Annotated in this window: 10 protein-coding genes; 9 read left to right on the top strand and 1 reads right to left on the bottom strand. The window is 67.0% G+C overall.

The features are described from left to right. Positions 1-322 precede the first annotated feature (322 nt). The 9 genes from BRAO375_RS25140 (at position 323) to BRAO375_RS25100 (ending at position 10,022) form a co-directional block, all read left to right on the top strand. Positions 323-1,537 (top strand): sensor domain-containing diguanylate cyclase, encoded by a 1,215-nt coding sequence (locus BRAO375_RS25140; protein WP_009030262.1) that lies wholly within the window; start codon positions 323-325, stop codon positions 1,535-1,537. Between the two features lie 188 nt (positions 1,538-1,725). Continuing rightward, positions 1,726-2,058, top strand: a complete 333-nt coding sequence (locus BRAO375_RS25135; RefSeq protein ID WP_009030261.1) for a PAN domain-containing protein — start codon at positions 1,726-1,728, stop codon at positions 2,056-2,058. A gap of 118 nt (positions 2,059-2,176) precedes the next feature. Beyond that, positions 2,177-3,205 carry a LacI family DNA-binding transcriptional regulator gene (locus tag BRAO375_RS25130; protein WP_009030260.1) on the top strand — a complete coding sequence of 343 codons (1,029 nt, stop codon included), beginning with the start codon at positions 2,177-2,179 and terminating at the stop codon, positions 3,203-3,205. 113 nt (positions 3,206-3,318) lie between these two features. Then, a complete protein-coding gene (gene xylB, locus BRAO375_RS25125; RefSeq protein WP_009030259.1) occupies positions 3,319-4,767 on the top strand; it encodes a xylulokinase in 1,449 nt (482 codons plus the stop codon). A gap of 5 nt (positions 4,768-4,772) precedes the next feature. After that, positions 4,773-6,095: a xylose isomerase gene (gene xylA, locus BRAO375_RS25120; protein ID WP_009030258.1), complete on the top strand. Its 1,323-nt coding sequence runs from the start codon at positions 4,773-4,775 to the stop codon at positions 6,093-6,095. Next, positions 6,088-6,894, top strand: a complete 807-nt coding sequence (locus tag BRAO375_RS25115) for an ATP-binding cassette domain-containing protein (protein ID WP_502688958.1) — start codon at positions 6,088-6,090, stop codon at positions 6,892-6,894. Before xylA ends, BRAO375_RS25115 begins: the two co-directional genes overlap by 8 nt. Beyond that, positions 6,894-7,991, top strand: coding sequence for an ABC transporter permease (locus tag BRAO375_RS25110; RefSeq protein ID WP_009030256.1), 1,098 nt, complete (start codon positions 6,894-6,896; stop codon positions 7,989-7,991). The genes BRAO375_RS25115 and BRAO375_RS25110 overlap by 1 nt, the downstream gene beginning before the upstream one ends. An 85-nt stretch (positions 7,992-8,076) precedes the next feature. Beyond that, positions 8,077-9,012, top strand: coding sequence for a sugar-binding protein (locus BRAO375_RS25105; RefSeq protein WP_009030255.1), 936 nt, complete (start codon positions 8,077-8,079; stop codon positions 9,010-9,012). Between the two features lie 134 nt (positions 9,013-9,146). Further along, positions 9,147-10,022: a bifunctional helix-turn-helix transcriptional regulator/GNAT family N-acetyltransferase gene (locus tag BRAO375_RS25100; RefSeq protein WP_009030254.1), complete on the top strand. Its 876-nt coding sequence runs from the start codon at positions 9,147-9,149 to the stop codon at positions 10,020-10,022. A 12-nt stretch (positions 10,023-10,034) separates the two neighbouring features. Here the strand turns inward: BRAO375_RS25100 and fabA are convergent, their stop codons facing one another. Next, the gene (fabA, locus tag BRAO375_RS25095; RefSeq protein WP_009030253.1) at positions 10,035-10,559 is read right to left on the bottom strand and encodes a bifunctional 3-hydroxydecanoyl-ACP dehydratase/trans-2-decenoyl-ACP isomerase; all 525 of its coding nucleotides are present in this window, start codon (positions 10,557-10,559) and stop codon (positions 10,035-10,037) included. Positions 10,560-11,207 lie beyond the last annotated feature (648 nt).

Below are 11,207 nucleotides of genomic sequence, written 5' to 3'. Positions count from 1 at the left end.
CGCCCCTCCCGTTGAGGCAGGATGGCGCTAGACAATCATGATTTCCGATATTACGCAAGTATTTTATTTTTTACCGAATGAAACGGAGCGACAGAGAAGGCCGAGGGCCGGGCGGTCGCCTTGGAAGCTTCGGTCTGCTCTGGATGCGTTCCATCGACACATGCGCCACACGTCGCCGGGACATTTTCCGCGTTCGTGTGCGCTTATTCCGCTCGCCGGCAAGTCCGCTCGCGGTCGAGTTCCCTATTAGCAGTTCCCTCATTCTCCTCCTCAATCCAGCGTTAAGGGGCAGACGGCATGCTGGCGATGAGGGGAGTTGCCGATGTCCGCCGACCATCACGATGATACACGCCGCCTGGAGACGCTGGCGGAACTCGACGTTCTGGATACGCCGCGCGAGCGCGCGTTCGATCGTCTCACCGCACTGTGCCGGAAGATCTTCGATGTGCCGATGTCCACGCTGACCTTCGTCGACGGCCATCGCCAATGGTTCAAGGCGGCGGAGGGCATGGCCGATCACGAGGGCGATCGACGGCCCGCGTTCTGCAACTACGCGATCCAGGAACTCGAGCCGCTGATCGTCACCGACACCCATCGCGATCCGCGCTTTGCGGATAATGTGCTGGTCCATGGCCGGCCGTTCATCCGCTTCTATGCCGGGGCGCAATTGCGCATCGCGGGCGTCAATGTGGGGACCCTGTGTGCGCTGGACACCAAGCCGCGGTCGTTCAGCCTGCATGATGTCGCGATCCTCAAGGATCTTGCAGCCATCGCCATCGACGAGCTGATGCTGCGCAATCTGAGCATGCGCGACAGTCTCACGGGCGCGTTGTCGCGCCGCGCCTTCCGCAGCGAAGGCGAGCGCCTGCGGGCGCTGGCCGAGCGGCACGGCCACAAGCTCACCTGCGCGCTGCTCGACATCGATCACTTCAAGTCGGTCAACGATCAATATGGCCACGCCGTCGGCGATCTCGTGCTGTCGAAGGTGGTGGAGGCGTGCCGCGCGGTGCTACGGGAGTCCGACGTCATCGGCCGCCTCGGCGGCGAGGAGTTCGGCATCATCCTGCCGCATGCGAGCCTCGGCGAGGCGATGGCGGTGCTCGAGAAGATGCGGAGCGCGGTCGCGGGACTCGTGATCGAGACGTCCTGCGGACCCCTTCGGGTCACGGCAAGCTTTGGCGCGGTGGACTTCACGCCGGGGCTGCCATTCGATGCCATGCTGGAGCGCGCCGATCTCGCGATGTACTCGGCCAAGACCAATGGCCGCAACCAGGTCGTCGCCTGGCTGGAGCTATCCCCGTCGATCGCCCCCACGCTGCGTCGCGTGTTCAAGGCCGGGCAGATCGCGTTCAACGCGGGCCGCTCCACCTTCGACTGCACGGTCCGGGCGTTGTCCGAAACCGCCGCCGCGCTGGACGTGATCGCGACGGTCGACTTGCCCGAGCAGTTCAAGCTCGCCATCGCCAGCGACGGCTTCTCCCGTGCCTGCCGGATGACCGCGCGCTCCGACAAGCGCATCGAGGTTGCTTTCGTGTAGATGATCTGTCGGGCTTGGCTCGAGTCAACACCCTGCCGCACGACATCGCACGCCTGACCGCGTGACGACGCGATCGCGCGCGACGGCAAGAAGGCCTGCAACGTGCGCGCCGAGACGACCACGTGACGCGTTTGACAATCTTCCGAGAGGTCAGTTTACTTGATCGCGTAAGTTGACAGGAGACTGCCATGCATCTTCGTCACCTGATTGCCGCCACGGCGGTCGTGCTCGCCTCGCTTGTTGCCGCGCCCGCCTTCGCGAACGACTTCTACGCCACCGACATCGATCGTCCCGGCGGCGACTACCGCAGCTTCGATACGTTCGACGACGCGCAGGCCTGCCGGCAGACCTGCAATCGTGAGCTGCCGCGGTGTCGCGCCTGGACCTACGTCAAGGCGCCGGCCTTCTGGCGCGGGGTGCAGCGGCCGCCGGCGCGGTGCTGGCTGAAGCGGGTGGTGCCGCGGGCCCGTGCCAATCCGTGCTGCATCTCCGGCATTTCCGGCGGGCAGAGGATCGATTAGGCGCGCTTCGCAGCCATTGGGCTCCTTCAAGAGCCTTTCAGAGATGATCGGGGGCCCTCAGAAATGAGTTGCGCACCTCAAAAATCGCGCTAAGTTCCTCAACCCGAAGGGGAGGAGCATGAACGCACCGCTGACATTGCGGGACATCGCGCGGCAGGCCGGCGTCAGCCTGGCGACCGTCGACCGCGTGCTGCACAACCGGCCGGGCGTCCGCCCGGACACGGTGCGGCGCGTCAAGGACGCGATGGCGCGCAGTGCGTTCCAGCCGCATGCGGCGGCCTCCGAGTTGGCGCGGGCGCGCTCGCGGCGCTTTGCGTTCGTGATGCCCTTGGGCGCCAATCCCTTCATGCAGCAGATCCAGGCGCATCTCGGCGAGCTCGCCGCCTGGATGGCCGCGCGCCGGCTGACGACCGATGTCGTCACCACCGACGTGTTCGATCCCGCCGTGCTGGCGGGCAAGCTGGAAGATCTGGTCGGGCGTGTCGATGGCGTGGCGGTGGTCGCGCTCGATCATCCGAGCGTGCGCGCGGCGATCAACGATCTCGTCGACTCCGGCGCCAAGGTGGTGACGCTGGTGTCGGACGTGCCGTCGTCGCGCCGGCACCATTATGTCGGGATCGACAATATCGCCGCCGGCCGTACCGCGGGCGCGCTGGTCGGACGCTTCGCCGGCGGCAAGCCGGGACGCGTCGCGATCATGGCGGGCTCGCAGGGCCTGCGCGACCATGCCGAGCGCATCTTCGGCTTCAGCCAGGTGCTGGCGGCGGAGTTTCGGCAACTTGAGGTTTTGCCCGTCGCTGAAGGGCATGATGCGGACGATCGCTCAGAGCGCCTCATGCGCAAGCTGCTCGCCGAGAACAGCGACATCGTCGGCCTCTACAATGTCGGGGCCGGCACGGCCGGCGTCGCCAAGGCGCTGACGGAGTCGGGCCGCGCCGGCGACATCGTATTCGTCGGCCACGACGTCACGACGCTGACGCGCAAGCTCTTGCTGTCCGGCGTGATGGCTGCGGCGATCTCGCAAAATCCGGGACATGAGGCGCGCTCCGCGGTGCGCGTCCTGCTGGCGCTGGCGCGCGGCGAGCCGATCCTGAGCGAACAGGAAGCGATCCGCATCGACATCGTGATGCGGGACAATCTGCCGTGAACCAGCGGCCGCGGCGCACGCGGCCGGGCCGTTCACGGATCGAAGAGTAGGCCACTGGTTTCGAGGCGCCGCAGAGCGCCGCTGACCGGTGACCGGTGTGGGAGGAGTGGAGCGTGTTTCTCGGACTGGATGTCGGCACATCCGGCGTGAAGGCCGTGCTGGAGGACGAGGCGGGCGTGCTGGTCGCGAGCGCGTCGCGTCCGCTGGCGCTGTCGCATCCGCAGCCGCTGTGGTCCGAGCAGAATCCCGACCACTGGGTCGAGGTCACCATCGGCGCGGTCGATGATCTCGCTCGCACCCATCCGCGTGAGACGGCTGCGGTGCGCGGCATCGGCCTGTCCGGCCAGATGCACGGCGCGACCCTGCTGGGCCGCGACGGCCAGCCGCTGCGGCCCGCGATCCTGTGGAATGACGGCCGCTCGCAGGCCGAGTGCACCGAGCTCGAGCAGCGCTGTCCCGAACTGCACGCGATCGCCGGCAATCTCGCGATGCCCGGCTTCACCGCGCCGAAGCTCGTGTGGGTGGCGAAGCACGAGCCTGACATCTTCGCTCGGGTGACGAAGGTGCTGCTGCCGAAGGCCTATGTGCGCTACCGGCTGTCCGGCGAGATGGTCGAGGACATGTCGGATGCCGCCGGCACCTTGTGGCTCGACGTCGGCGCGCGGCGCTGGTCCGAGAAGCTGCTGGCGGCGACGGGGCTCGGTCTCGATCACATGCCGCGGCTGGTCGAAGGCAACGAGCCCAGTGCCGTGCTGTCGCGCGAGCTGGCGCAGCGTTGGGGCATGGACGCCAATGTCGTGATCGCCGGAGGCGCCGGCGACAATGCCGCGAGCGCCATTGGGCTCGGCGCGATCACGCCGGGCGATGCGTTCCTGTCGCTGGGCACGTCGGGTGTGCTGTTCCGCGTCACCGATCGTTTCGCGCCGGCGCCCGAAGCGGCGGTGCACGCGTTCTGCCATGCGCTCGGCGGACTCTGGCACCAGATGGGCGTGATGCTGTCGGCCGCCGCGTCGCTGTCGTGGCTGGCGCGCATTCTCGCAACGCCGGAAGCCGCGCTGCTGGCGCCGCTCGGGGCGAGCGTCAATCGCCCGAGCCCGGTGCAGTTCCTGCCTTATCTCGATGGCGAGCGCACGCCGCACAATGACGCGCATGCCGCAGGCGCCTTGGTTGGATTGCGCAGTGCTGCGTCCCGCGACGATCTCGTGCAGGCGGTGCTGGAGGGCGTCGCCTTTGCCTCGCGCGACATGCTGGCCGCGCTCGGCCGCCGCGCGCAGCCGATCAGAGAGTTCGATCTCGTTGGCGGCGGCTCGCGCTCGGTTCTGTGGGCGCAGATCATGGCCGACGTGCTCGGCGTATCAGTGCATCGCGTCGAGGAGGGCGAGGTTGGCGCCGCCATCGGCGCTTCCAGGCTCGGCCGTCTCGCCGCCACCGGGGCCGCTCCGGCCGATGTCTGCCGCAAGCCGCAGCGGCTGCAGAGTTTCGAACCCCGCGCCGCGTTGCGCGCCGCTTACGACGACGCCTATGGGCGTTGGCGCAAGCTCTATCCCGCTCTCAAGGAGTAACCCCCGTGAACGTCCAGGCTCCCTTCTTCCAGACCGGCGCGACCGTCGCTTATGGCGGCCAGGAGTCGCGCAGCCCGCTGTCGTTCCGCTGGTACGACAAGGATCGCGTCATCAGGGGCAAGCGGATGGAGGACCATCTGCGCTTCGCCGTCTGCTACTGGCATTCGTTCTGCTGGCCGGGCTCCGATCCGTTCGGCGGCGAAACCTTCCTGCGGCCGTGGCAGCATGGCGACGACGCGCTCGCGATGGCGCGCGCCAAGGCCGATGTCGCGTTCGAGCTGTTCCGCCTGCTCGACGTGCCGTTCTTCACTTTCCACGACGTCGATGCCGCGCCGGAAGGCGCGACGCTGAAGGAATCGGTCGCCAACCTCAATGCCATCGGCGACCTGTTCGCGCAGAAGATGGAGCAGGCCAAGGTGCGGCTGCTGTGGGGCACTGCGAACCTGTTCTCGCATCGCCGCTACATGGCGGGCGCCGCGACCAATCCCGATCCCGATGTCTTCACCTATGCGGCGGGGCAGGTGCGCGCTGCGCTCGAGGTGACGCATCGCCTCGGCGGCGCCAACTACGTGCTGTGGGGCGGCCGCGAGGGCTACGAGACGCTGCTCAACACCGACATGAGGCGCGAGCTCGACCAGCTCGGCCGCTTCGTGTCGATGGTGGTCGAGCACAAGCACAAGATCGGCTTCAAGGGCCCGCTCTTGATCGAGCCGAAGCCGAAGGAGCCGACCAAGCACCAGTATGATTTCGACGTCGCGACCTGCTACGGCTTCCTGAAGCGCTACGATCTGCTCGACGACGTCAAGCTCAACATCGAGCAGAACCATGCCATCCTCGCCGGCCATTCGTTCCAGCACGAGATCGCGCTGGCGCAGGCGCTCGGCGTGTTCGGCTCGCTCGACATCAACCGCGGCGACGAACTGCTCGGCTGGGACACCGACCAGTTCGCGATGAACGTGCCGGAGCTCGCGCTGGTGTTCCACGACATCCTCAAAGGCGGCGGCTTCACCACCGGTGGGCTCAACTTCGACGCCAAGATCCGTCGGCAGTCGATCGATCCGGATGATCTTCTGCATGCCCATGTCGGCTCGATGGACGCTTGCGCGCGGGCGCTGATCGCGGCCGACGAGATGCTCACCGACAGCGCGCTAACCGCGCCGCTCGCGCAGCGCTACAGCGGCTGGGACGGCGAGGAGGGGCAGGCGATCCTCGCCGGCCGCCGCTCGCTCGCCGAACTCGCCGACCGCGCCGTCAGCACCGGGCTCGATCCGCAGCCGCGCTCCGGTCGGCAGGAATATCTCGAAAGCGTGGTGAACCGTTATGTCTGACGACAGCAGCGTGCATGCGTCGATGAGCGCGACCGGGACAGCTGCCACGGCCGCGGCGGCGCCGGTGCTCGACCTCAAGGGCATCGGCAAGCAGTTCGGCGCGATCCGGGCGCTGCACGGCGTCGATCTCACCATTCGTCCGGGCGAGGTGGTCGGTCTGATGGGCGACAACGGCGCCGGCAAGTCGACCCTGGTGCGCATCATCGCCGGCAACTTTCCGCCGAGCCAGGGCACGATCCATTTCGACGGTCGCGAGGTGCATTTCCATCGGCCGATGGATTCGCGCAGCGTCGGCATCGAGGTCGTGTATCAGGACCTCGCGCTCGCCAACAATCTCACCGCCGCCGCCAACGTGTTTCTCGGCCGCGAGCTGAAGCGCAATTTCGGACCGCTCGTGCTGCTCGACCACAAGGGCATGGAAGCGCGCGCGCTGGAGCTGTTCCGCGAGCTGCGCTCGGAGACGCGGCCGCATGACCTCGTCAAGGACATGTCCGGCGGCCAGCGGCAGGCGGTGGCGATCGCGCGCACGCGTCTGTCCAACGCCAAGCTCGTGATGATGGACGAGCCGACGGCGGCGATCTCGGTGCGCCAGGTCGAGCAGGTGCTGAGCCTGATCCATCGCCTGAAGGAGCAGGGCATCGCCGTGATCCTGATCTCGCACCGCATGCCCGACATCTTCGCGGTGTGTGATCGCGTCGTCGTGATGCGACGCGGCGAGAAGAAGGCCGACAAGCCGGTCGCCGACACCAGCCCCGAGGAAGTCACCGCGCTGATCACCGGCGCCAAGGAGGCGGCGTGATGTCCGTTCCGTCAGAAACCAGTCCCGCGAGCCCAGACGTCACCTTCACCAATGTCGGGGCGGCGCGCTGGTGGCATCGTGGCGTGTTCGCGTCGCAGACCGCCTACGTCACGCTCGCGCTGCTCGCGCTGATCGTGGTGATGAGCTTCGCCAGTCCGTATTTCCTCACCGAAGGCAATCTGCAGAACGTCGCCAAGAACTTCTCCTTCATCGCGATCGCGACGCTCGGCATCACCTTCGTCATCATCACCGGCGGCATCGATCTCTCGGTGGGATCGCTGATGTGCTTCGCCGCGATGATCACCTCGATGGTGATGACGTCGCTGTCGACGCCGGGGATGCCGCTGTCGTCGCTGTTCGTGCATCTCGCCGCCGACGGCAAGACGGTGGTGGCCAATGTGCCCGGGCTGATCCTGATCGTCTCGGTGCTCGCAGGGCTCGTCGTATCGCTGATCGTCGGCCTCATCAACGGCGTCTGCGTCGCGCTGCTCGGGCTGTCGCCGTTCGTGACCACGCTCGGCATGCTGTCGATCGTGCGCGGCCTCGGCTACGTCATCTCCAACGGCAAGGGCAGCTTTCCTGGCGGCCCCGATGCCGACTACTTCTATGCGTTGACGCAGGGCGACGTGTACGGCGTGCCCGCGCCGTTCATCTATCTCATCCTGCTGGCGCTGTTGATGGCGCTGGTGCTGCACCACACCACGTTCGGCCGCCACGTCTTTGCGATCGGCGGCAACGAGAAGGCGGCGGAGCTGACCGGCGTCTCGGTGCCGCGCGTCAAGATCGAGGTCTATGTGGTCGGCGCGCTCGCCGCCGGCCTGCAGGGCATCATCATCTCCGGCTGGCTGGGATCCGCGCCCGCCAACATGGCGACGTCCTACGAGCTCAACGTGATCGCGGCGGCCGTGATCGGCGGCGCCAACCTCGCCGGCGGCATCGGCGGCCCGCTCGGCGCGATCGTCGGCTGCGTGCTGCTGGAAGTGATCCGCAACGGCCTCGTGCTGGCGCAGGTCAACTCCTACTGGCAGCAGACGCTGGTCGGCGTGATCATCATCGCTGCCGTGCTGGTCGACCGCATCCGCGCAAGACTGTTGTGACGAATACTGGCCGGGATGAGACTGATCACGTCTATCCGCGCCCGGCACAGACAATGATCAGGGATAGACAATGAGGAGGGAAACCATGAAGAAGCTGCTGTATGCGGTCGCATCGCTCGCGATCCTGATGGGCCCGGCCCAGGCCGAGACCAAGTATCGTTTCGCCATCGTGCCGAAGGCGATGAACAACCCGTTCTTCGACGTCGCGCGCGACGGCTGCCTGAAGCGCGCCAAGGAGCTCGGCAATGTCGAGTGCATCTACAAGGGCCCGGTCGAGCACGAGCCGGCCACCCAGGCGCAGATCATCCAGGACTTCATCACCCAGAAGGTCGACGGCCTCGCGATCTCCGTCGCCGACGTCGCGGCGATGACCAAGTCGATCGACGCGGCCACCGCGGCCGGCATCCCCGTCATCACCTTCGACGCCGACGCGCCGGGCTCCAAGCGCCTCGCCTATATCGGCACCAACAACAAGGATTTTGGCCTCGCGCTCGGCAAGCAGCTGCGCGAGCTGCGGCCTGACGGCGGCAAATATGCCGTGGTGTCCGGCGGTCCGGGCGCCAAGAACCTCGCCGAGCGCGTCGATGGCGTGCGTGAGGCGCTGAAGGGCTCGAAGTGGACGGAAGTGGCGGGCTCGCCGACCTTCTGCAACGACGATCCGGCGCTCGCCGTGCAGCAGATGGCCGACCTGCGCACCGCGACCCCCGACCTCGGCGCCATCGTGCCGATCGGCGGCTGGCCGATGTTCGCGCCCGAGGGCTACAAGGCCTTCGTCAACAAGAACAAGAAGGACATCGACGCCGGCAAGCTGACGCTCGTCGTCGCCGATACCTTGAAGATGCAGCTCGAGCTGCTGCGCGACGGCTACTCCAACGCGCTCACCGGCCAGCGTCCGTTCGAGATGGGCGAGAAGTCGATGGACACGCTGCTCGCGATCAAGAAGGGCGAGAAGGTGCCGGAGATCATCTACACCGGCCTCGATCTCGTGACCAAGGACAACGTCGCGAAGCTTCTGAACTGATCTGAGTTCCTCCCGGGGAAAACCTGGCGGTCCGGCAACCGGCTTCGGTCGGCGGCCGGGCCGCCCTTTTTGTTTGGCGTCGGCGTCCTGCGGGCGCGTTGACACCGGAATATATCTGACCTAAGTCAGATATCATGCTTGACCCGATCGCCCGCGTCCGCCGTTTCAACCGCGCCGTGACCTCCGAGGTCGGCGCGCTCGACACCTCGTTCCTCGGCCGCGGCCGGCCGCTCGGGGTGGCGCGCGTGCTCAATGCGATCGGCCATGGCCGGAGCGACGTAGCGGAGCTGCGTGATTATCTCGCGCTCGATTCCGGCCTGATGAGCCGCTTCCTGCGCAGCCTGGAGGAGGAGGGGTTGATCACGACGAAGCCGCATCCGGACGATGCGCGTCGTCGCATTGCCAAGCTCACCGCTGCCGGCCGGCGCGAGTTCGAGGCGTACGAGACGCTCTCGAATGGCCAGGCCCAGTCGATGATCGCGCGCCACAGCCAGCCCGAAGCCTTGCTTGCGGCCATGGACATGGTCGCCGCCGCGCTCGGCCGCGACCGCATCAGCCTCGACGAGGTCGATCCGCGCGGCGCGGAGGCACGCTATTGTCTCGGCGAATACTATGCCGAGCTGTCGCGCCGCTTCGCACGCGGTTTCGACGTCGCGCTATCGCGCGATCCCGATGCGTTGGACATGATGGCGCCGCGCGGCGCCTTCTTTGTCGCGCTGTCCGACGGACTGCCGCTCGGCTGCGTCGGCCTGAAGGGTCATGCCGGCGCGACCGCCGAGATCAAGCGCCTCTGGGTCGCCCCCGCCGCCCGCGGCCTCGGTCTCGGCCGCCGGCTGATGGACGCCGCCGAGACCGCCGCGCGAAAGCTGTCGATCACGACGCTGCGGCTCGACACCAACAGCGCGCTCGGGGAGGCCCAGCAGCTCTATCGCAGAACCGGCTGGACCGAGATCGAGCGCTTCAACGACGATCCGTATCCGGACCTGTTCTTCGAGAAGCGGCTGTCCTGACGGCAACCACGCTCAAGACGTCGTCAGCGCGACCTTCATGTCGCGGGCCTCGTAGACGCAGGCGCCGTCGGCCAGCACGCGTCCGTTCGCGATGCCGAGCACCAGCCCTCCCCGCTTGACCTGGCGCATGTCGACCTCGTAGCGCACGCATTTCACCTCCGGTGTGATCTCGCCGCGAAAGCTCACCCCGCCGACGCCGGTGGCGCGGCCCTTGCCGGGCGAGCCCGACCAGCCCAGCCAATAGCCGACCATCTGCCACATCGCGTCGAGGCCGAGGCAGCCCGGCATGACAGGATCGCCGCGAAACAGGCAATCGAAGAACCACAGCTTCGGCGTGATATCCAGCTCGGCGACGATGCGGCCCTTGCCGTAGCGGCCGCCGTCGCGGCTGAGCTCGGTGATGCGATCCATCATCAGCATCGGCGGCGCCGGCAACTGCGCGTTGCCCGGGCCAAAATAGCCGCCTTGGCTGGAGCGGAGCAGATCGTCTTTGGAGTAGGACGATTGCGGCACGTGAAAATCGCGAGGATCGGGCAAGGGGCGGCTCCGTTCAGCAATCGGGCGAAGGGCGGGCGAGAGGTGATCAGGCGACCGCTCGCTAAAGAGTGGGAGCGCAACGCGAGCGTTTCAAGCTGATGTGCTGGGCGAGTTGGCCGCGTGAAGTCGCGACAAGCTTCTGCGCGTTCCCGGCGTGCTGCCTGAGCGCAGCAGGCTTGGCCGCGTTCGCCGGCTGGCATTGAACCATACACCGCCCCGCGTGCGTCTCAGATGAACGAGGCGCGGCGCGGCCTGCGGACCTCTGCGGCCAAATCCGCGTTAATGGCTCGGCAACGGATTGATGAACGGATGTGCGGGTGGGCGAATCAAGAAAAGGGCGACGAGGTCGCGTCATGCCGTGTTCCAGAATTCGACACAATCAGGGCCGACGCCCGCTGCAGCGCTGGTGAGACGTCGCCTCACTTCACCCCAAGACATGTTCGAGCTTATAAATTGCCCTGCGCTGATCGCGCGGGGTGCGGATGAACAGAATTGAATCGGGACACGGCATGGTGACACGATCCACGGGAGCTCGGGCCATCGCAGCGCTGCAGGGGCGGGGAACGGGCTTGGTCGCCGTTGCGGCCGTGACGGCCTTGAGTCTGCTCGCAAGCTCCGCCAGCGCCCGGCAGGCGCGGCCCGCGCCGG

This window comes from Bradyrhizobium sp. ORS 375, from assembly GCF_000239775.1.
Lineage (GTDB): Bacteria > Pseudomonadota > Alphaproteobacteria > Rhizobiales > Xanthobacteraceae > Bradyrhizobium.
This window is presented reverse-complemented; position numbering and strand designations above follow the sequence as displayed.

Coding starts and splice junctions, on each gene's coding strand:
- BRAO375_RS25140 (WP_009030262.1), top strand. CDS start 323: ATGTCCGCCGACCATCACGATGATACACGCCGCCTGGAGACGCTGGCG.
- BRAO375_RS25135 (WP_009030261.1), top strand. CDS start 1,726: ATGCATCTTCGTCACCTGATTGCCGCCACGGCGGTCGTGCTCGCCTCG.
- BRAO375_RS25130 (WP_009030260.1), top strand. CDS start 2,177: ATGAACGCACCGCTGACATTGCGGGACATCGCGCGGCAGGCCGGCGTC.
- BRAO375_RS25115 (WP_502688958.1), top strand. CDS start 6,088: ATGTCTGACGACAGCAGCGTGCATGCGTCGATGAGCGCGACCGGGACA.
- BRAO375_RS25110 (WP_009030256.1), top strand. CDS start 6,894: ATGTCCGTTCCGTCAGAAACCAGTCCCGCGAGCCCAGACGTCACCTTC.
- BRAO375_RS25105 (WP_009030255.1), top strand. CDS start 8,077: ATGAAGAAGCTGCTGTATGCGGTCGCATCGCTCGCGATCCTGATGGGC.
- BRAO375_RS25100 (WP_009030254.1), top strand. CDS start 9,147: ATGCTTGACCCGATCGCCCGCGTCCGCCGTTTCAACCGCGCCGTGACC.